Origin of the sequence: Pseudonocardia xinjiangensis (genome assembly GCF_012911925.1) — a bacterium.
Classification (GTDB): Bacteria; Actinomycetota; Actinomycetes; order Mycobacteriales; family Pseudonocardiaceae; genus Pseudonocardia; species Pseudonocardia xinjiangensis.
This window is the reverse complement of the sequence record NZ_JAAXKY010000086.1, coordinates 1-20,928: the sequence shown is the minus strand read 5'-3', so window position 1 is coordinate 20,928 and position 20,928 is coordinate 1. Positions and strand designations below refer to the sequence as shown.

Here is a 20,928-nt window from a genome sequence, read left to right as displayed (position 1 = left end):
TCCCCCCACCGCGCGGCGACGTCGCTGCTGGATCCGGGCCGCGCTGCCGGACGAAGGCGAGATCGAGGAGATCCCGCATGATCACCGCCAACCGGATCTTACGACCAGCACGTCCGGGGCTCGAGGACCGTCAGGCGAACGTCGAGGGCTGCGTGTCCCGGTAGGCCTTCACCAGCTGCTCCTCGGCGTCGCGCAGGTACACCGCGAGCGCCTCGGCGGCCGCGGGCCCGTCGCCCTGTTGCAGGAGGGCGAGGATCTCCTTGTTGCGCGCCAGGTACGGCTCGTGGAAGCGCTTGGGGTCCGCCATCACGTGGAAGACCAACCGGAGCTCCGCGAGCACACCGCCCATGAGCTCGTCCGTGCGCGGGCTCTCCGCGAGCGCGACGAGCGCCTCGTGGAACTTGAGGTTGGCCGTGCCCAGTGCCTGCCAGCCCTGCCGGCGCAGGGCCTCCTCGCCGTCCGACACGGCGGCGACGAGCTGGTCGATCCCGCGCGGGACCTCCGTGATGGTCCGGACGACGCCGCACTCGACGAGAACGCGCACGCGGTAGAGGTCGATGACGTCCTCGATGCTCAACGTCCGGACGAACACGCCCCGGTTGAGCTCGTGGACGAGCAGCCGCTCGTGCGAGAGCAGCCGGAACGCTTCCCGCAGCGTATTGCGGGAGACCCCGAGCGCGGTGCCGATGGTGTCCTCCGCCAGGCGGGCGCCGGGCAGGAAGTACCCCTCGCTGATGCGGCTGCGCAGGATCGCGGCCACGCGCTCGGCGGTGCTCGTGCGGTTGAGCAGCAGCCGGTCGGCCGCCAGGCCTTCGGTCGTCACTGCGGGCCTCCAGCCGTGGATGTCGGGCACGATCCGTCGCCGCGGGGACGCAGGGCCGTGCGACACCAGGATCGTACGACGATGCGGGTCGTTCCCAGAAGCATAGTGTGAATTGTAGAACAATCCTCTACGCTAGAACGATCACGTCAGGGCGAACCCCCGGCAGCGGACGGGACGCCGACGTCGACCACGGGGGCGAGGTGTCGATCACATGGCGCGCATCCCCCGCGTGTGCATCGCGGAGCCGGGTGGGCGCCGGTGACGTCCACGGAGGTGTCCTTCCGCATCCTGGGCCCGCTCGAGGTCGTGGCCGGCGGAGTACCGGTACCGGTCCCCCAGGGCAAGCAACGCGTCGTGCTCGCGGCACTGCTCCTGCGGGCGAACCGGACGGTCTCCATCGCCGAGCTGACCGAGCAGCTGTGGGACGGCCCCACCCACCACGGCGCCCCGCCCGACACCGGCGCCCCGCACGACAGCAGGGGCACCGTCCAGAAGCACGTGATGCGGCTGCGGCAGGCCCTCTCCGGCACCGGGGTGCACATCCGCACCGAGCCCGACGGCTACCGGATCGAGCTCGGCCCGGGACAGCTCGACCTCGACCGCTCCGACGCCCTGGTCCACCAGGGCAGACGGGCCGCCCAGCTGGGCGACGACCTCGGGGCGTCCGCCGCGCTCGCCGAGGCGCTGCAGCTGTGGCGGGCCGTGCCGCCGCTCACCGACGTGGCGTCGCCCGCACTGCACCGCAACGAGGTGCCCCCGCTCGTCGAGCGGTACCTGCAAGCGCTGGAGCTGCGCATCGACGTGGACCTCCGGCTCGGCCGCCACGCCGAGCTGGCGGAGGAGCTCATCGGGCTGGTGCGGAGCCACCCGCTGCGCGAACGCTTCTGGGCGCAGTGGATGCGGGCGCTCTACGCCACGGGACGCCAGGGCGAGGCCCTCGAGGCCTACCGGGAGGTGACGCGGCTGCTGGCCGACGAGCTGGGCATCGATCCCGGCCCCGAACTGCGCGCCGCGCACGAGCAGATCCTGCGGGGCACCGGGCCGCCCGACGCTCCCGCGCCGGCCGCTGTACTCCACGACATCCGGCAGCTGCCCGTGGCACCCGCCGGCCTCGTCGGGAGGCAGCACGCGATCCGGCAGCTCACCGATCTGCTGGGCGCCGCGGAGGACGCCTCGGCGGCGCGGCTGGTGGTGGTGGCCGGCCCGCCGGGAGTGGGGAAGTCCGCGGTCGCGGTGCATGCGGCCCACCGGCTGGCCGACCGCTTCCCCGACGGGCAGCTGTTCGCCGACCTCGGGGGCCACGGCGACACACCGCCGCAGCCGCCGGAGGAGACCCTCGCCCGTTTCCTGCGGGCCCTCGGCATGCCGCCGGAGGGGGTGCCGCCGAGGCTCGACGACGCGGTGGCCGCGTACCGCTCGGTGACCGCGGGGCGCCGGCTGCTCGTCGTGCTGGACAACGCGAACAGCCCGGCACAGGTCCGCACCCTGCTGCCGGGGGCCTCCACCTGCGGCGTGGTGGTCACCAGCCGCCACGAGCTGGCGGGCCTGCTGGTCTCCCCCGGTGGCCACCGGATCTCCCTCGACATGCTCGATCCCGGCGACGCGCGCCTGCTGCTGCACGGCATCGTCGGCGACGAGCGGATGGCGCGCGAGCCCGAGGCCGCCGGCGAGCTGATCGCACTGTGCGGCGGGCTCCCGCTGGCGCTGCGGGTGGCGGCCGCCCACCTCGTGACGCGGCCCCACCTCCCGGTCGCCGCCTACGTCGAGGAGCTGCGCAGCGACGGCCCGGTCGCGACCCTGCGGATCCCGGGCGACCGGCAGCTGGGGGTGGCCGCCGCGCTCGAGGCGTCGTACGTGCAGCTCACCGCCGAGCAGCGGCACCTGCTGCGCCTCCTCGGTCTCGTGCCGGACGATCGGATCACCCCGGAGGCCGGGGCCGTGCTGGTGGAGCAACCGGTCGCGGTCGTAGCAGCGGGTCTGGACCAGCTCGCAGAGGCCGGTCTCCTGCAGCGGCGGCCCGGCGGCGGCTACCGGCTGCACGGCCTGACCCGGGCCTTCGCCCTGCTGCGCCAGGCACAGGAGGACGACCCGGCCGAGATCCACGCCGCGCGGCGGCGCCTGCCGGAGGCCGGGGAACACCCGCGGGGCGGCCTCCCCCGCACCGCTCTCCGCCGGCCCACGGCCCGGCAGGCGTGATGTCCAATGTGTAACGGGAAAGGTGGAGTCGGGCGATGAGTGATCGGGTACGGTGCGGGATCTTCACGGCAGTACGCGCTCACCCCAGCAGATCCGCCGGCGGATGCCTCGGGCTCCGCGCTCCGGCATCGTGCTGGCATCGGCGCGGCAGTGCGGTCGGCCACACTCGCGTGCGTGCGGTGCCGCCGGCTGGGAAGGGCCTCGACGAGGCCTGCGGGGGCAGTGGTGGAGATGCACGGGGGGCAGGTGCGCTGCCGAGCTGTATCGGGCGGCGCTCCCACCACCCGCTGCGGTACGGCGGGGCGCACGGGCATCACGCGGGCGTGACCTCGCCAGGGGGGACGACATGACCGACGAGCCGACCACGTGTGCTCTACCGGGGTGCGATGCCTCGATCGAACAGCCTACGGACGGCGGGCCGCCGCGTCGGTACTGCACACCGGCCCACCGTGCGGCCGCACGCAAGCAGCGCCACCTGGCCGCCCACACCGACACCGACGCGCAGGCCGAGCAGCCGGTCCCGGTCGCCTTCGCGGCCCCCGCGCCGGAGCAGCCGGCCGCGCCGGAGCAGCCGCTTGCGCCGGAGCCGGAGCCGCTTGCGCCGCGCCAGGGCCGGCCGCGGCCGTGGAGCGCTGCCGCCACGTGGCTGGTCACCCAGACTCCCCCGCCACCCCCCCGTCCCGAGCGGCCGTCCGGCGAGAACCGCCGCGCAGCGCGCAGTGCGGGGGAACGCAAGCGCGAGGCCGTGCTGATGCGCCGGCGGGCGGTGGCCGGCATCGCGGTGGCGAGCCTCATCGCCGGCGGCAGCGGATACCTCGTCACGAGCACGCCGATCCCGGTCGTGCCGCAGGCGCAGCCACCCGCCACGCCTCCACCGGCCGTCGACACCGGCCAGTGGGCAGCCCGTGCCGAGGTCGTGCTCGCCTCGATCACCAAGCAGCTCGACACGGTCGCGCTCACCGAGGCGAGCTGGGCCCGGCTCCCCGAAGCGGCCCGGGCGGGCCAGCCGGCCGCGCTGCGCGCTCTCCAGGAGCGCAAGGCGCTCCTCGAACAGCAGCGCGTCACGCTGCAGTCGCAGATCAGCGCGTTCCGCACGATGTCCGAGGTCAGCACCGACCTCACCGCGGCCCAGGAACAGCTCGACGCCGTGGAACGGGCCCTGCGCACCGCCCCCCAGGCACCCACCTCACCGGACCAGGCCGAGACCCTCCGCACCCTGGCCGCCCAGCGCGACATGCATCTGCAGCAGCGGAACTACAACGTGCAGGAGCTCGCCACCCTCCGCAGCGGGGTGGAGGAGGCGGTCACCGCACCGCTTCCCGACGAGAGCGACCGCACCACCCCGATCGCGCAGCAGGTCCTCGCGCTGATCGAGCGCCGGCCCGACCCGAAGCCGCGGGTGAAGGCGCCCGAGCAGGCCCAGGCGGTCGTTCCCCGCCGGGAGAACACCCGCGAGGAACGCCAGACCGTCAGCTCGACCGCGCCGCCCGACCCGTCCCGCCCGGGCGCCGCCGGCCGCTCCGCCACCGAGCTCGCGATGCTCGGACGCGGCACCAGCGGCGTGACGAACAACGCCGTGGCCGGCCGGGTCGTGTCCGGCGGGGGCACGACCGACGTCGTCCGCACGAGCGGCGCCGTCCTCCGCACCACGGGCCACGTCGTCGACACGGCCCAGCGGACCGTCACCGGGCGGCAGTCGAGCTCCGAGGAGCGGTCGGAGCGGTCGGAGCGCAGCCGACCGGTCAGCAGGCTGGTCAGCACCGTCACCGGCGCGGTGCTGGGTGGGTCCGGTGAGCGCCACGACTCCGGCTCGGCGGGGAACGACTCGGCGAACCGGTCCTCCGGCAACGCCGAACGCAACGGGTCCGGCGATGCCGGCTCCCGCTCCGCGCGCGCCGACAGGTCCCCCGCGGCGGCGGCTCACGACGATCGGTCCCGGGCCCGCACCGGCCGGACGGCAGGCGCGGCCGCCACCCCCCGGGGCAAGGCGGAGCGCGTCCGGGACACCGCGGCGCAGGCCGTGGGCGTCGGGGCGAGGCTGCTCGACCCCGTCCTGAACGTCCGCGACCGGACGCCGGACGCCGGCGCGACCACCGGCCGGGGCAGCACCCGACCGGGTGCCGGGGCCACGGCCGGGAAGCCGGACCGCACCGCCGGCACCAGCCGGGCCGGGTCGCCGGGCAGCCGTAAGGCCGGCACCGTCCGGGGTACCGGCAGGACGGCCCCGACCGACACCGCGCAGGGCCGGGCCACCCGGAACGAGGCAGCCCGCAACGACAACGCAGCCCACGGCAGGTCGACCCCGGGGAAGTCGGCCCCGGGGAAGTCGGAGCAGGGCAGGACACCCCTCGGCAAGGCAGCCCAGAACAAGGCGGGGCAGCAGAAGGCAGGCCAGAACCGGTCGGCCCAGGGGAGGTCGGCCGAGGGCAAGCCGACCCAGGGCAAGTCGTCGCAGGGGAAGTCCTCGCAGGGGAAGTCCTCGCAGGGGAAGTCCTCGCAGAACAGCGCAGGCCACGACACGGCGCAGAGCAAGCCGGGTCAGAAGAAGACCCCGCAGTCCAAGAAGGCCAGGACCGGTCCGGGCGGCAGCGGCAACACCGCCACCCGGAGCACCGGCGGCGCCGGCAAGGGCGACAGCGGGAAGAGCGGGAAGAGCGGATCGTCGAAGTCCGGCGCTTCCGCCGGTGGCGGGGCGTCCGGCAAGGGCTGAGCCACCTGGCGGGCGCCGGGCCGCCCCGCACACGCGGGGCGGCCCGGCGTCGTCAGCTCAGCCCGGTACCTGCTCCGGTGCCGGCTGCACGGCGGCGGCCCGGGGTACGAAGCCGTCGGCGAGCAACGCGGCGAGGCCGAGGAAGGCATCGTGGGTGGCCTGCCGCAACCGGGGGAGCTCGATCCGCCCACCGGTGGCGAGGTGCGGATCGTGCGGGATCTCGACCACGGCGCGGCACCGGGCGTCGAAGTGCCCCCGCACCCGCGCCAGGTCGACCTCCTTGCTCATGCGGTCGCAGCTGAGTACGACGACGGCGTCGGCCACCTGCGCCTCGTGGCCGTGCGCGACCAGCCAGTCGAGGGTCTTGCTGGCCCGGCTCGCGCCGTCGACCGTGGGGGCACCGACGATCACCAGGCTGTCGGCCCGCGCCAGCGTGCCCTCCATCGCGGAGTGCACGAGCCCGGTGCCCGAGTCGGTGATCACGATGTTGTAGAACCGGGTGAGCACCTCGCAGACCTGCTCGTACTCCTGCCGGTTGAACGCCTCGCTCATCGCGGGATCCTGCTCGGAGGCGAGCACCTGCAGCCGGCCGGCGAGGCTCGTGTAGCGCGCCACGTCGGTGAGCGAGTGGGTGGCCGCGATGTTGTCGAGCAGGTTCCGCACGGTCACCGCGGTCTCGGCGGTGAGCCGGTCGGCCAGCGTGCCGGCGTCGGGGTTGGCGTCGAGCGCGATCACCCGGTCGCCGCGGTTCTCGGCCAGCACGAGCCCCAGGCACGCCGACACCGTGGTCTTGCCGACCCCACCCTTGAGGGAGCTGACCGCGATCTGGTGCGAGCCGGGCAGCGGCCGCCGGATCCGTCGTAGCTGGTCCTGCCGCGCCCGCTCGGCCGCGCCCACGCCCGGGTTCACCAGCCCACCGGTGATCTTGTAGAGCGCGCCGCGCCAGCCCCGCTGGGGTCGATCGCTGCGGAAGCGCACGATCGAGTCCTCGGTGAGCTCCGCGGCGCTGGCGGCCTCGGGCCGGGAGCCGCGGGACACCGGCCCGGCGCTGCCGTCGGCCGGTGCTCCGTCGTCGGGTGAGGCGTCCGCGCGGGTGCCCTCTGGTGCCATCTCGTTCGGCTGCGTCATGCCCGTTCCCGGCCGCTCACGGCCACCTCTCCCCCTGCTGCTGCCGATGCTCGGCTCCGCCGTCGTGACGGAGCCGGGTACGTCGTTCTCGCGCGGCGCTCACGTCACGAAGCGGTCGGCCATCAGCGCGGCGAGCCGGTAGGCCGCGTCACGCGTGGCGGGCCGCAGCCGGGCGACCTCCACCCGGCCGCCCGTGGCGAGATGCGGGTCGTGCGGCATCTCGATGACCGCGCGGCAGCGGGAGGTGAAGTGCTCGCGGATGCGGTCGCGGTCGACCTCGGCGCTGACCCGGTCGCAGGACAACACCACCACCGCATCGGACGCGAGTGCCGAGTGCCCGTGGGCGTGCAGCCAGTCGAGGGTCTTGCTCGCGCGCCCCGCGCCGTCCACCGTGGGTGCCCCGACGATTACCAGGCTGTCGGCGAGCTGGAGCGTGCCCTCCATCGCGGAGTGCACCAGACCGGTGCCCGAGTCGGTGATGATGATGTTGAAGAAGCGGTCGAGCAGCCGGCAGATCTGCTCGTACTCCTCGCGGTTGAACGCGTCGCTGGACGCGGGGTCCTGCTCGGAGGCCAGCACCTGCAGCCTGCCGGCGAGGCTCGTGTAGCGCGACACCTCGGTCCAGGAGTGGATGCGGTCGATGTCGCGCAGCAGTTCCCGCACGGTCACCGACGACTCGCCGGTGAGGCGGTCGGCCAGCGTGCCCGCGTCGGGGTTCGCGTCGAGCACGATCACGCGGTCCCCGCGGTTCTCGGCCATCACGAGGCCCAGCAGCGTCGCCACGGTGGTCTTGCCGACCCCACCCTTGATCGAGGTGACCGCGATCTTGTGGGACTTCAGGAGCGGGTGGCGGATGCGGTGGAGCTGATCGCGCCACTGCACGTCGGCCGGGCTCGGACCGGGGTTCAGCAGGCCGCCGGTGGCCCGGAGCACGGCGCGGCGCCAGCCGGAGGAGGGTTCGTCGGGCCTGGCCCGCAGGATCGTCTCGGAGCTCAGCTCCGACGCCGACGCCGGGCCTCCCTTGCCTTCCTGCGGAGCGATCGAGGAATCATCTCCCGTCGAACTCACTGCACCCCCTGGCCGAAGGCCCGTCGTCGTGGCGCCCGAGCGCGGTTCGAGCCGGTGGCCGTACCGCTCCCACCAGAGGGAAGGGTCCGGTTCGGCCCGGCGGCTCGCCACCGGCAGAGGGTAACGCGACGATGACCACCGACCACCCGATAGTGATCGAGCTGTGCTCCGAACGGTCCAGTCGTCGTCGCTCTAGTCGATGAGATCCATCCCGGTGCCAGAACGACCGTGGGGAACCGCGTCAGGGGAACCGCTCGGGGAGCTGCCCCGCCACAGCTGGGTCCGGCCGCGGGACACCGTGCGCAGCGCCTTGGTGAGGGCGTCCTCGAACTCGGACAGCTTCGCGTCGACGTAGCCGTCGCACTCCCGGCGCAGCTGGTCCACCTCGATGTCGGCGGCGTCGACGATCCGGGCCGCCTCGGCGCTCGCTGCGCGCACCACCTCGGTCTGCGACACCAGCCGGGCCTGCTCGGCCTGCCCGTCGGCGACGTAGCGGTCGTGGGCGGCGCGCCCGGCATGGGCCAGCCGGTCGGCCTCCGCCTGGGCCCGGTCGGTCAGCTCCGTGTACTGGCGACGGCCCTCGGTGACGGCCCGCTCGGCCTCGTGCCGGGCCTTCGCGAGGATCTGCTCCGCCTCGGCGCGCGCCTCCGCGACCGTGCGCTCGGCCTCCGCGCGTGCCTCGGCGACCATCTCCTCGGCGTCGGCCTGGGCACCCGACCGCGTCTGCTCGGCCTCCTGCGCCGCGTCGTCCACCAGCTCGTCGCGGCGGTCGAGGACGTCCTGGGCGTCGTCCAGCTCGCCGGGCAACGCCTCCCGGACGTCGTCGAGAAGCTCGAGCACATCGCCGCGGGGGACGACACAGTTGGAGGTCATCGGGACGCCCCGAGCCTCCTCGACGAGCGTGACCAGCGCGTCGAGCGATTCGAAGACCCGGTACACCCCGGCATCCTCTCACCGTGAGGCCGTCACGGCGGGTATTGCGACCGTCCGCGTGTCAAGTTCCGAACGGGTGATCAGGAACGCTCGGCGATGCGCTCCAGGAGGTGCCGGTGTACCGACTCCGGCAGCAGGTGGGCGACGTCGCCCCCGTACGTGGCCACCTCTTTCACCAACGAGCTGGACACGAAGCTGTAGTCGGGGCTGGTGGACATGAACAGGGTGTCCACGCCGGAGAGCCGCTGGTTCATCTGCGCCATCTGCAGCTCGTACTCGAAGTCGCTGACCACCCGCAGGCCCTTGACGATGGCCCGGATGTCGTTGTCCCGGCAGTAGTCCACGAGGAGCCCGTGGAACGAGTCGACGCGGACGTTGGAGTACGGCGCGACGATCTCGCGCAGCATCGCCATCCGTTCCTCGACGGTGAACAGGCTCTTCTTGTTCTTGTTGACCAGCACCGCCACGACGATCTCGTCGAACAGCGCCGACGCCCGGCCGATGACGTCCAGGTGGCCGTTGGTCGGGGGGTCGAACGAGCCGGGGCACACGGCGCGCCTCATCCCGGAAGCCTCACAGGTCCGGACGCTACCGGAGTGCGACGTGCAGCGCCGTATCGCCGTAATGACGCTCACGCACCCCGTGCAGCGGCTCCGGCCAGGGGAAGGAGCCCCCGCGCGCCGACCGCTCCACCACGACCGTGACGTCCTCGGCCAGCCACCCGTGCGCGGCCGCCGCGCTCAGCCAGCCCGCCACCTCTGCGTCGGGCACGTCGTAGGGCGGGTCGACGAGCACCACGTCGTAGGCGCGGTCGGCGGCAGCTCCCAGCACCGCGGCTGCGGGCGCCGCGCGCACGACAGCGCCCGCCAGCCCGACCGCGTCGACGTTGCGCCGCAGCACCGCGGCCGCCCGCTTGTCCGACTCCACGAACAGCGCGTGCTCCGCGCCGCGCGAGAGCGCCTCCAGGCCGAGTGCGCCCGACCCGGCGCACAGGTCGAGCACGGCGGCGCCGTCGAGCCCCGGGTCGTTCTCCAGGGCACTGAACAGCGCCTCCCGCACCCGGTCGGACGTCGGGCGGGTGCCCTTGGGCGGCACCGTGAGCCGTCGCCCGCCCGCGGTGCCCGCGATGATCCGCGTCACCGCGCGAGTGTGGCACCCGGGGAGCGGGCCGTCGGGGAGTGGGTTGCGGGCTACCCCAGCTCCAGCAGCAGGTCGCCGCCCTCGACCTGCTGGACCGGCCCGATGGCGAGGCGGGCGACCCGGCCCGCCTTGTGGCTGGTGATCGATGCCTCCATCTTCATGGCCTCGATCGTGGCCACCGTCTGGCCGGACTCGACGGAGTCGCCCTCGGCCACCGACAGCGTCACGACACCGGAGAACGGGGCGGCGACGTGCTGCGGGTCGGACCGGTCGGCCTTCTCCGCCGCCTTGACGGCACTGTCCACCGAGTGGTCGCGCACCGACACCGGCCGCAGCTGACCGTTCAGGGTGGCCAGGACCGTACGGAAGCCGCGCTCGTCGGCCTCGGAGATCGCCTCCAGCTCGATCAGCAGCGTCACCCCGGGCTCCAGCTCGACGGTGTGCTCGACCTCGGGTTCGAGCCCGTAGAGGAAGTCCTTCGTGGAGAGCACGGAGGTGGCGCCGTAGGCCTCCTGGTGGGCCACGTACTCCTTCGCGGGGCCCGGGAACAGCAGCCGGTTGAGCGTGGCCCGGCGGTCGTCGCGCAGCCCGCGCCGGTCCTCGATCGTCAGCTCCGGCTGGTGCTTCTCCGCGCTGCGCCCCTCCAGTGCCCGCGTGCGGAACGGCTCCGGCCAGCCGCCGGGCGGGTCGCCCAGCTCCCCGCGCAGAAACCCGATGACCGAGTCGGGCACGTCGAACTCCCCCGGCTCGGCCTCGAAGTCCTTCGGCGTCACCCCGGCTCCGACGAGGTGCAGCGCGAGGTCCCCCACCACCTTGGACGACGGCGTCACCTTGACCAGCCGCCCGAGCATCCGGTCGGCCGCGGCGTAGCAGTCCTCGATGAGCTCGAACCGGTCGCCGAGCCCCAGCGCGATCGCCTGCTGGCGCAGGTTCGACAGCTGCCCGCCGGGGATCTCGTGGTGGTAGACGCGCCCGGTGGGCGACGGGAGCGCCGCCTCGAACGGCGCGTAGACCTTGCGCACCGCCTCCCAGTACGGCTCGAGGTCGCCCACCGCGGTGAGCGAGAGGCCGGTGGCGCGGTCGGTGTGGTCGGTGGCGGCCACGAGCGCCGAGAGCGAGGGCTGGCTCGTCGTGCCGGCCATGCTCGCCACCGCCGCGTCCACGGCGTCCACCCCGGCCTCGATCGCCGCCACCAGCGTCGCGAGCTGGCCGCCTGCGGTGTCGTGGGTGTGCAGGTGGACGGGCAGGTCGAACCGGCTCCGCAGCGCCGTCACCAGGGTGCGCGCGGCCGGCGGGCGCAGCAGCCCGGCCATGTCCTTGATGGAGAGCACGTGCGCGCCGGCCTCGACGGCCTGCTCGGCCAGGCGCAGGTAGTAGTCCAGCGTGTACAGCTTCTCCGCCGGGTCGGAGAGGTCGGCCGTGTAGCAGAGCGCCACCTCGGCCACCGCCGTGCCGGTGGCGCGGACGGCCTCGATCGCCGGGCGCATCTGCTCGACGTCGTTGAGCGCGTCGAAGATCCGGAAGATGTCCATACCGGTGCGCGCCGCCTCGTCGACGAAGGCGTCGGTCACCTCGACCGGGTAGGGCGTGTAGCCCACGGTGTTGCGCCCGCGCAGCAGCATCTGCGTGCAGATGTTGGGCACGGCCGCCCGGATCGCCGCCAGCCGCTCCCAGGGGTCCTCGGCGAGGAACCGCAGCGCCACGTCGTAGGTGGCCCCGCCCCAGCACTCCACGCTGAACAGCTCCGGCGTGGTCCGGGCCACGTACGGGGCGACGGCCAGCAGGTCACGGCTGCGGACGCGCGTGGCGAGCAGCGACTGGTGGGCGTCGCGGAACGTCGTGTCGGTGACGGCCACGGCCCGCTGCGCGCGCAGCCGCGCCGCGAACCCTTCCGGGCCCAGCTCCAGCAGCTGCTGCCGCGACCCGTCGGGGGCCGGCGCGTCCAGGTCGCAGGCCGGCAGCTTGTCCACCGGCTCGACGCCCTTGGGCCGCGACCCGTTGGGCCGGTTGACCGTGGTCTCGGCGAGGTAGGTGAGCAGCCGGGTGCCCCGGTCGGCGGGCTGGCGGGCCGTGAGCAGCTCGGGGCGCTCCTCGATGAAGCTCGTGGTGACCCGTCCCGCCTGGAAGTCCGGGTCGTTGAGGACCGCCGCGAGGAACGGGATGTTCGTGGAGACGCCCCGGATGCGGAACTCCGCGACCGCACGCTTCGCCCGGCGCACGGCGGTGCGGAACGTGCGGCCGCGGCAGGTGAGCTTCACCAGCATCGAGTCGAAGTGGGCGCTGACCTCGGCGCCCACGTGCGTGGTGCCGCCGTCCAGGCGCACCCCGGCGCCGCCCGGCGAGCGGTAGGCGCCGATCACCCCCGTGTCCGGGCGGAAGCCGTTGGAGGGGTCCTCGGTGGTGATCCGGCACTGGAGCGCCGCTCCGCGCAGGACGATGTCCTCCTGGGCCATCTGCAGGTCCGCGAGCGTCTCCCCCGACGCGATGCGCAGCTGCGCGATCACCAGGTCGCGGTCGGTGACCTCCTCGGTGACCGTGTGCTCGACCTGGATGCGCGGGTTCATCTCGATGAAGACGTGGTGGCCCCGCTCGTCGAGCAGGAACTCGACGGTGCCGGCGTTGACGTAGCCGATGTGGCGGGCGAACGCCACGGCGTCGGCGCAGATCCGGTCGCGCAGCTCCGGGTCGAGGTTGGGTGCCGGCGCGATCTCGATGACCTTCTGGTGGCGGCGCTGCACCGAACAGTCGCGCTCGTAGAGGTGCACGACCTCGCCCGTGGCGTCGGCGAGGATCTGCACCTCGATGTGGCGCGGATTCACCACCGCCTGCTCGAGGAACACCGTGGCGTCCCCGAACGCCGACTCGGCCTCCCGCATCGCGGCCTCGATCGACTCGCGCAGGTCGCCGGGCTCGGTGACGCGCCGCATCCCGCGGCCGCCGCCGCCCGCCACGGCCTTGACGAAGATCGGGAACCCGACGTCGTCGGCCGCGGCGAGCAGCGTGTCGACGTCGTCGGACGGCTCGGACGAGTCGAGCACCGCCACGCCCGCCTCCCGGGCGGCGGCGATGGCGCGGGCCTTGTTTCCCGTCAGGTGCAGCACGCGCGGCGGTGGCCCGACGAACGTGATGCCTGCCTGCTCGCACGCCTCGGCGAGGTCGGGGTTCTCCGACAGGAAGCCGTAGCCGGGGTAGATCGCGTCGGCACCCGCGCGCCGCGCGGCGGCGATCACCTCGGCGACCGACAGGTAGGCCCGGACGGGATGGCCCGGGTCCCCGATCTGGTACGACTCGTCGGCCTTCGCGCGGTGTAGCGAGTTGCGGTCCTCGTAGGGGAAGATCGCGACGGTCGAGACGCCGAGCTCGTAGGCTGCGCGGAACGCCCTGATGGCGATCTCTCCCCGGTTCGCGACGAGCACCTTGCGGAACACGGCAACCCTCCCTGCTGATCAGCGTGGAAGGCGAACGGTACCTGCGGGCACTCGATCGGACCCTGCGAAGCACACCGCGCTTCGGTACGAATGGAGAGGTGCGACACGTTCGGCCCACGGGCCGGCCGGGCCGCCGTCCCGGCCTCGTTCACCGGCCGGCTTCGTGACGACGAAGGGTGCGACGTGATGCCACGAGTCCGGCCGGGGCAGTCCGCCGCTTTCGCGGAGGGGCGCCGCCTGCGGGAGGCGGCCGAGACGCGGCGCGGCCGCCGGAGGCACGGGTCGGGCCACGGCCGGCGCGGGCCGCACTTGCGGTCGCCGTGGCTGTTCCTGATCGCCGTACCGGTGGTGGCAGGCGGAGCCGGCGCGCTGGTGATGACGATGGCGATCATCAGCCTCGTCCTGCTCGGCGTGGCGATCGTGGCCGGCTCGGCACCGATGCTGGTGGCGGGCACGCTCGCGTTCGTGGCCGTGCACCGCAACCGCCGCCACGCGGCGCTCCGGCGCCACAGCGCGGCCCCCGCCCCGCAGCCGGTGCGTCCGGCGCCACGGCACGACGTGGTCTGGGGACAGGCCCGCGCGCGGTTCCACGGCCTGCGCAGCCAGTACGCCGCCTTCGAGTGCGATCCCATGGAGGTGCTGCGCCTCCCCGCTCTCGCCGACGTGTCCGTGCCCAGCACCGCGCGGTTCGTCGACGCGTTCGCCGAGGCGCAGGCCCTCGACACCGACCGGTTCCCGCCGCCGCAGCACGCCGCCGCATTCGTCGCCGCCGTCGACCGCGCCGAGCGCGCGTGGCAGGCCGCCCGCGAGGCAGCCCAGCGCATCCGCCTCTCCGGGCTGTCCGCCGCCGAGCGCGGCACGGTGGAGCGCGTGATCAAGCTGCTCACCACGGCCCGCGACTCCGACAGCGACCCGGAGCGCCTCGCCGCGTACGCCCGTGCCCGCGCGGAGCTCGGCAAGCTCGACCGCGCCGGGGTGATCCACCTGCCGGTGTCGGCCGGGGCCGCTCTCGACGCCGCCGCCCGGGGTGCGCTCCCCGCCTGACGCGCCGGCGTCAGACCTTGTCGAGGTAGGCCGCGCGCTCCTCGTCGCCCACGGTCTCGCCGACGAGTGCGGCGAGCCCGGGACGGCCGCGCAGGCCAGGGTCCTCGGCCACGATGTCGGCCGCGTAGACCCGCGCCTTGGCGATGATCTCCTCGTGGCGCAGCAGCGACAGCAGCCGCAGCCCGGAACGGCGCCCGGACTGCAGGGCGCCCAGCACGTCGCCTTCCCGGCGCAGTTCGAGGTCGAGCCGGGCGAGCTCGAAGCCGTCGGTGGTGCCGGCGATCGCGTCGAGCCGTTCCCGCGCCGTGCTCGCCTCCGGCGCCTCGGTGACGAGGAGGCAGACGCCGGCCGCGGAGCCCCGGCCCACCCGACCGCGGAGCTGGTGGAGCTGGGAGAGACCGAAGCGGTCGGCGTCGAGGATGACCATGCCGGTGGCGTTGGGGACGTCGACGCCCACCTCGATGACGGTGGTGGCGACCAGGACGTCGAGCTCGCCGCGCTCGAAGGCCCGCATCACGGTGTCCTTCTCGTCGGGCGGGAGCTTGCCGTGCAGGATCCCGATCCGCAGCCCGTGCAGCGCTCCCTCCTCCAGCCGGGGCGCCACCTCCAGCACCGCGAGCGGGGGACGGCGGGCGGCGCCGTCGTCGGAGTCGGCGCCCTCGTCGGGATCGTCGAGATCCACCAGGTCGGCGTCGGGATCGCCCTTCCCGTTGTCGCCCCCGACCCGCGGGCACACGATGTAGACCTGGTGGCCCGCCGCGACCTCCTCGTGCACGCGCCGCCAGACCCGCTGCAGCCACGTGGGCTTCTCCGCCAGCGGGACCACGGTGGTGGCGATGGGCGAGCGGCCGCCGGGCAGCTCACGCAGCGCGGAGACCTCCAGGTCGCCGTACACCGTCATCGCGACGGTGCGGGGGATCGGCGTGGCCGTCATGACCAGCATGTGGGGCGCGAGCTCGCCGCGCCCGCGCAGTGCGTCGCGCTGCTCGACGCCGAAGCGGTGCTGCTCGTCGACCACCACCAGGCCGAGGTCGGCGAACCCGACGTGGTCCTGGATCAGCGCGTGGGTGCCGACGACGATCCCGGCCGCTCCGGACTGCGCGTCGAGCAGCGCCTGACGGCGGGCCTTCGTGCCCAGCGATCCGGTGAGCAGCGTGACGGCGGTGGCCTGGTCGGCCCCGCCGAGCTCGCCGGAGCGCCCGAGCGGGCCCAGCAGCGTGCGCAACGACCGGGCGTGCTGGGCGGCGAGCACCTCGGTGGGCGCCAGCAGGGCCGCCTGCCGGCCACCGTCGACGACCTGCAGCATCGCCCGCAGCGCGATCACCGTCTTGCCCGCCCCGACGTCGCCCTGCACGAGGCGGTTCATCGGGTGCTCACGCGCGAGGTCGGCGGCGATCTCCGCGCCGACGGCGTGCTGGCCCGCGGTGAGCGTGAAGGGCAGCGCGGCGTCGAAGGCGTCGAGCAGGCCACCGGGCTTCGGCGGGCACGCGGCGGCCGGCCGCGAGACGGTGGCCTGCCTGCGCAGGGCCAGCGCGAGCTGGACGCCCATCGCCTCGTCCCAGACCAGGCGGTTGCGGGCGGCGTGGAAGTCGGCCTCGGACTCGGGCACGTGGATGCGCCGCAGGGCCCGGCCCAGCTCGGCCAGGCCCTCGCGCTGCCGCAGCGAGGCGGGCAGCGGGTCGGTGGGGTCGTCGAGCAGGTCGAGCACCTGGCGCACGCAGCGGGCGATCTCCTGCGAGTTGATCTTGCCGGTGGCCGGGTAGACCGACAGGAAGGGGCGGATCTCGTCGGCCTCGTCGAGCGGCTCGAACTGCGGGTGGGTGAGCTGCAGCTTCTTGTTGAACACCCCGACCTTGCCCGAGAACACCGCACGCACCCCGGGGTGGATGACGTGCTGCACCTTGTGGCCGTTGAAGAACGTGCAGTCGAGGGTGGCGCCCTTCTCGTCGCGGATGACGACGCTCAGCAGCTTGCCCCGGCGGGCGCGCATGTCGCGCAGCGTGGTCTTCTCCACCTGCGCGACCAGGGTGGCGTGCTCCCCGATCTCCAGCCCGGCGATGTCGGTGAGCTTGCCCCGGTCGACGTAGCGGCGGGGGTAGTGGCGCACCAGGTCGCCGACGGTGTGGATCTCGAGCTGGGCTGCGAGCAGCTCGGCCGCCCGCTTGCCGACCAGCGGCAGGAGCGGGCTCAGCATGTCGACGTCGCTCACTCCACCCCCAGCACGATCGCGAAGCCGGTCTGCCCGCCGCGGTGCACGACGACGTCGACCTCGGGATGGGTGCGGCGCAGGTCGGCCGCGAGCCCGTCGGCGAGTGCGTCGTCGGCGCCCTCCCCCAGCAGGACGGTGACGAGCTCGCCACCAGCGGTGAGCATGCGGTGAGCCAACCACAACCCACCGACAGCAAGATCCGGGGCGATCACGACGACCTCGCCGTCGCTGATGCCGAGGACGTCGCCGGGCTCGCACGGCCCCACCCAGGTGAGCGCCTCGGACTCGGCCACCACCAGGCCACCGGTGCGGGTGCCCGCCGCGGCCTCGGCCATCGCGACGACGTCGTCGCCCGCGCGCCGCTGCGGGTCGTGCACGGCGAGCGCCGCGAGCCCCTGCAGCACCGACGCCGTGGGCACTACGAGCACCTCCTGCCCCTCGCGCCGGGCCACCGCCGCGGCCTGCTCGGCCACGGCGGTGAGCTCCCCGTCACCGGGAAGCAGCACGACGTGCCGGGCCCGCGTGCCGGCCAGCGCGGCCACCAGGTCGCACGCCTCCACCTCACGGTCACGCGGCCGTTCCAGCACGGCGGCGCCCGCCGACCGGGCCAGCTCCGCGAGCTCCGCACCGGCGACGACCATCAGCACGGCACGGTCGCGGACGAACCGCCCGGTCTCGCCGGCCCCGGCCGTGAGGGCGTCCCGGACCTGGTCGGCGAACCGGATCACCGTGATCCGGTGCGGCCTGCCCACGGCGAGCCCCGCCTCGATGGCCGCCCCCACGTCGGAGCAGTGCACGTGGACGTTCCACAGGCCGTCCCCGTCGCCGACGACGGAGACGCAGTCCCCCAGCGCGTCGAGCTCGCCGCGCAGCGCGCCCATCCGCTCGTCGGCGGGGCTCTCGAGCAGGTACATCACCTCGTAGTCGTAACCGGGCGACCCGCCCTCCCGCTCCGCGACGAGGACGTCCCGCCCGCGTGCGGGCTGCCGGGCGGGCGCGCCCGTGGCCGGGAGCCGGGCCGTGCCGGTCCGCCCGCTCACCAGCCCCGCCAGCGCGTCGAGCACGAGGTAGAGACCGAGCCCACCCGCGTCGACGACGCCCGCCCTGGCCAGCTCGGGCAGCTGCCCCGTGGTGGCCTGCACCGCGCCCGCCGCCGCCTCGGCCGCGGCGCACGCCACGTCGTCGAGCCGGTCGGAGCCCGCGGCTGCCGCGGCGCGCGCCGCCGCCCCGAGCACCGACAGCACGGTGCCCTCCCGTGGCCGGGTGACGGCCGCCGTGGCGAGCCGGTGCGCCCGGCCGAGCGCGTCGGCCAGTACGGCACCGGCCGGCGTGGGACCCACGACCGCCGCCACCGCGTCGGCCACACCGCGCAGCACCTGGGACAGGATCACCCCGGAGTTGCCCCTCGCCCCCACGAGTGCGCCCCGCGCGAGAGCCCCGGCCACCACAGCCGCCCCCCGGGCCGGGCCGTCCGCGTTGTCCCGCAGCACCCGGAGCACCGCCTCCGTGGCGGCGCGCATCGTCAGCAGCAGGTTCGTGCCGGTGTCGCCGTCGGGCACCGGGAAGACGTTGATGCGGTCGATCTCGGCGCGGTGCCGTTCGAGCGCCTGCGTGGCGGCCCGCGTCCATCCGGTGAGCAGGGCGGAGTCGAGGATGGGGGGCACCCGGAACAGGGTAGCGACCGGGTGGTGTGCACCCCGTCCGGTGGCGCGGGTACTCTCGCTCATTGCGACCGGGGTGAACCCGGCTTCCCCCTATCGTCTACCCGAGGAGTGTCCGACGTGGCTGCCGTCTGCGACGTCTGCGGCAAGGGTCCGGGCTTCGGCATGTCCGTCTCGCACTCGCACCGCCGCACCCACCGCCGCTGGAACCCGAACATCCAGACCGTCCGTGCCCGCCTGGGTGGTGGCAACCGCCAGCGCCTCAACGTGTGCACGTCCTGCCTGAAGGCGGGCAAGGTCGCTCGCGCCTGAGCGGCCGACCACAACCAGCTTTCCGCAGAACGCCGCCCTCCGCACCAGCGGACGGCGGCGTTCTGCCGTTCCGGACCAGCATGTGACCGCGCTCGCGGTGTGAGCTGCCCCGCTTCATGATCGTGTCAGTATCTCGGCCGGGGGTTCCGAGATCAGGTCTCCCGACGTCCCATACGGCTCCAGGAGATCGTGATGACCCTCGCCCCCGACCCGTTCCGGTCGGCCACCCACGGGAAGCGCCACAGCGCGTACACCGTTCTGAACGACCGTGGTCCCGTGCACCTCATGCACCGGACCCGCTCGCGGTCGACCTGGCTGATCACCGGCTACGACGAAGCGCGCGCCAGCCTGACCGACCCCCGGCTGGTCAAGGGCGGCGGGGGCGCCAACATCTTCGGCCACCGGCTCGATCCGGCGCTGCTCGCCGCCACCCGCACGGAGATGCTGAGCAGTGACCCGCCCAACCACACCCGGCTCCGGAAGCTCGTGTCGGGGGCGTTCACGATGCGCCGCATCGACCTGCTGGCCCCACGCATCCAACAGGTGGTCGACGGACTGCTGGACGCGCTCGTCGACGTCGAGTCGGCCGATCTCGTCACCACGTTCGCCTACCCGTTGCCGATGACGGTGATCTGCGACCTGCTCGGCATCCCGGAGGAGCGCCGGGCCGACTTCCGCACCTGGTCGGCACAGATCATCGACCCGGCCGTCGTCGGCTTCGAGGTCTTCGCCGAAGCGGCCACCGACCTGGTCGGGTACGTGCGCGAGCTGATCGCGACCAAACGCGCACAACCCGCCGACGACCTGCTCTCGGCCGTGATCGCCGTCCGTGACGGCAGCGACCAGCTCTCCGAGGACGAGCTCACGTCGCTGGTGATCCTGCTGCTGGTCGCGGGCCACGAGACCACCGTCAACTTCATCGCCAACGCCACGTTCGCCCTGCTCACCCACCCCGAGCAGCTGGCGGTGCTGCGTGCGGAGCCTGCCCGGATCCCCGCTGCCGTCGAGGAGCTGCTGCGGTTCGACGGCCCGTTGCAGATCGCCACGCAGCGCGTCGCCACCGAGACGTTCGAGCTCGGCGGCGTCACGATCTCCGCAGGAGACGTCGTGCTCACCGGGCTGCTGGCCGCCAACCGCGACACGTCGCACCTGCCGGGCGCCGACGTCCTCGACGTCACCCGCACGCCCACCCCGCACCTGGCGTTCGGGCACGGCATCCACCACTGCCTCGGCGCGCCGCTCGCCCGGCTCGAGGCCCGCATCGCACTGAGCTCCCTGATCACGCGCTTCCCCGACCTGCGGCTGGCCACCCCCGCGGACGACCTGCCCGTCGGCGACGCCGTGCTGATCAACGCCCTCACCGCGCTCCAGGTCGCCACCCGGCCGGCGCCGGCCTCCTGACGGCGGTCGTCCGGATCAGGGCAGCTTCCAGTCGACCGGCTCCCCGCCCAGCTCCTCGAGCAGGGCGTTCGCCCGGCTGAACGGGCGGGACCCGAAGAACCCGCGGTCGGCGGACATCGGGCTGGGGTGGGCCGACTCGACGCACGGCACGTCCACGAGCAGCGGCACCAGGTTGCGCGCGTCCCGGCCCCAGAGGATCGCGACGAGCGGTTCGCCGTCCCGGTCGACGAGGGCCCGGATCGCCTGCTCGGTGACCTTCTCCCAGCCCTTGTCGCGGTGCGAGCCCGGGTTGCCCGGCTCCACCGTGAGCACCCTGTTGAGCAGCAGCACACCCTGGTCGGCCCACGGCGTGAGATCGCCGGTGGACGGGGTGGGGTACCCGAGGTCCTCGCTGTACTCGCGGAAGATGTTGGCCAGCGAGCGGGGAACGGGACGGGTCTGCGGCGCCACGGAGAACGACAGCCCGATCGCGTGTCCCGGCGTCGGGTACGGGTCCTGGCCGACGATCAGCACCCGCACCTCGTCGAACGGCTGGGTGAACGCGCGCAGCACGTTCGGCCCGGCCGGCAGGTAGCGGCGCCCCGCGGCCAGCTCGGCGCGCAGGAACTCCCCCATGTCGGCCACAACCGGAGCCACCGGGGCCAGCGCCCGCGCCCAGCCGGCCTCCACGACCTCCTCGAGCGGCTTGGCCATCAGATCCTCCGCAGTTCGGCGCGGAACCGCTTGCCGCGCTGGATGTAGCTCTGCACGGCATGGTCGAAGTAGCCCTCGGGCACCTCGTGGCCCTCGCGCACGCGCGCCGGGACGCCCAGCGCCATCCGGCGCGGCGGGACCTCCGCGTTCGGTGAGACCACCGCGCCCGCCCCGACCACGGC

At 74.0% G+C, this 20,928-nt stretch carries 15 protein-coding genes and 1 pseudogene; 5 read left to right on the top strand and 11 right to left on the bottom strand.

Annotated elements, in window-relative coordinates; genetic code table 11:
- Positions 1–130 precede the first annotated feature (130 nt).
- Entirely contained in the window at positions 131–823 is a 693-nt protein-coding gene (locus tag HF577_RS23435) for a GntR family transcriptional regulator (RefSeq protein WP_169398092.1), read from the bottom strand.
- A 258-nt stretch (positions 824–1,081) separates the two neighbouring features.
- Here HF577_RS23435 and HF577_RS23430 point away from each other — a divergent pair, with 258 nt between their 5' ends.
- The gene (locus HF577_RS23430; RefSeq protein ID WP_169398091.1) at positions 1,082–3,019 is read left to right on the top strand and encodes an AfsR/SARP family transcriptional regulator; all 1,938 of its coding nucleotides are present in this window, start codon (positions 1,082–1,084) and stop codon (positions 3,017–3,019) included.
- A 346-nt stretch (positions 3,020–3,365) separates the two neighbouring features.
- Positions 3,366–5,729 (top strand): hypothetical protein, encoded by a 2,364-nt coding sequence (locus tag HF577_RS23425; protein ID WP_169398090.1) that lies wholly within the window; start codon positions 3,366–3,368, stop codon positions 5,727–5,729.
- 57 nt (positions 5,730–5,786) lie between these two features.
- Here the strand turns inward: HF577_RS23425 and HF577_RS23420 are convergent, their stop codons facing one another.
- The 6 genes from HF577_RS23420 to HF577_RS23395 all read right to left on the bottom strand — a co-directional run bounded on the left by HF577_RS23420 (position 5,787) and on the right by HF577_RS23395 (position 13,426).
- Positions 5,787–6,857: a MinD/ParA family ATP-binding protein gene (locus HF577_RS23420; RefSeq protein WP_246267055.1), complete on the bottom strand. Its 1,071-nt coding sequence runs from the start codon at positions 6,855–6,857 to the stop codon at positions 5,787–5,789.
- A gap of 99 nt (positions 6,858–6,956) precedes the next feature.
- Positions 6,957–7,925: a MinD/ParA family ATP-binding protein gene (locus HF577_RS23415; protein ID WP_312859324.1), complete on the bottom strand. Its 969-nt coding sequence runs from the start codon at positions 7,923–7,925 to the stop codon at positions 6,957–6,959.
- A 192-nt stretch (positions 7,926–8,117) separates the two neighbouring features.
- Positions 8,118–8,864 (bottom strand): DivIVA domain-containing protein, encoded by a 747-nt coding sequence (locus HF577_RS23410; protein WP_169398089.1) that lies wholly within the window; start codon positions 8,862–8,864, stop codon positions 8,118–8,120.
- A gap of 74 nt (positions 8,865–8,938) precedes the next feature.
- A complete protein-coding gene (gene coaD, locus HF577_RS23405) occupies positions 8,939–9,421 on the bottom strand; it encodes a pantetheine-phosphate adenylyltransferase (protein WP_169398088.1) in 483 nt (160 codons plus the stop codon).
- Positions 9,422–9,446: 25 nt separating this feature from the next.
- Positions 9,447–9,998, bottom strand: coding sequence for a 16S rRNA (guanine(966)-N(2))-methyltransferase RsmD (gene rsmD, locus HF577_RS23400; RefSeq protein ID WP_169398087.1), 552 nt, complete (start codon positions 9,996–9,998; stop codon positions 9,447–9,449).
- Between the two features lie 50 nt (positions 9,999–10,048).
- On the bottom strand, positions 10,049–13,426 hold the full coding sequence (locus HF577_RS23395; RefSeq protein ID WP_169398086.1) for a pyruvate carboxylase: 3,378 nt from the start codon (positions 13,424–13,426) through the stop codon (positions 10,049–10,051).
- 186 nt (positions 13,427–13,612) lie between these two features.
- Between HF577_RS23395 and HF577_RS23390 the strand changes: the two genes are divergently transcribed.
- The gene (locus HF577_RS23390) at positions 13,613–14,470 is read left to right on the top strand and encodes a hypothetical protein (protein WP_169398085.1); all 858 of its coding nucleotides are present in this window, start codon (positions 13,613–13,615) and stop codon (positions 14,468–14,470) included.
- A 10-nt stretch (positions 14,471–14,480) separates the two neighbouring features.
- On the opposite strand, the gene recG is transcribed toward HF577_RS23390, so the two are convergent.
- Both recG and HF577_RS23380 read right to left on the bottom strand, forming a co-directional pair.
- Positions 14,481–16,664 carry an ATP-dependent DNA helicase RecG gene (gene recG / locus HF577_RS23385; RefSeq protein WP_169398105.1) on the bottom strand — a complete coding sequence of 728 codons (2,184 nt, stop codon included), beginning with the start codon at positions 16,662–16,664 and terminating at the stop codon, positions 14,481–14,483.
- 11 nt (positions 16,665–16,675) lie between these two features.
- Positions 16,676–18,343 (bottom strand): DAK2 domain-containing protein, encoded by a 1,668-nt coding sequence (locus HF577_RS23380; protein ID WP_312859323.1) that lies wholly within the window; start codon positions 18,341–18,343, stop codon positions 16,676–16,678.
- 117 nt (positions 18,344–18,460) lie between these two features.
- Between HF577_RS23380 and rpmB the strand changes: the two genes are divergently transcribed.
- Together rpmB and HF577_RS23370 are read left to right on the top strand one after the other, a co-directional pair.
- Complete coding sequence (gene rpmB, locus HF577_RS23375) at positions 18,461–18,652, top strand: 50S ribosomal protein L28 (RefSeq protein ID WP_169398083.1); 192 nt, start codon at positions 18,461–18,463, stop codon at positions 18,650–18,652.
- 192 nt (positions 18,653–18,844) lie between these two features.
- Positions 18,845–20,053, top strand: coding sequence for a cytochrome P450 family protein (locus HF577_RS23370; RefSeq protein ID WP_169398082.1), 1,209 nt, complete (start codon positions 18,845–18,847; stop codon positions 20,051–20,053).
- A 15-nt stretch (positions 20,054–20,068) separates the two neighbouring features.
- On the opposite strand, the gene HF577_RS23365 is transcribed toward HF577_RS23370, so the two are convergent.
- The gene (locus HF577_RS23365; protein ID WP_169398104.1) at positions 20,069–20,749 is read right to left on the bottom strand and encodes a uracil-DNA glycosylase; all 681 of its coding nucleotides are present in this window, start codon (positions 20,747–20,749) and stop codon (positions 20,069–20,071) included.
- Positions 20,746–20,928: pseudogene (locus HF577_RS23360) on the bottom strand (gamma carbonic anhydrase family protein); the annotation flags it as partial. The pseudogene HF577_RS23360 and the gene HF577_RS23365, both read right to left, overlap by 4 nt.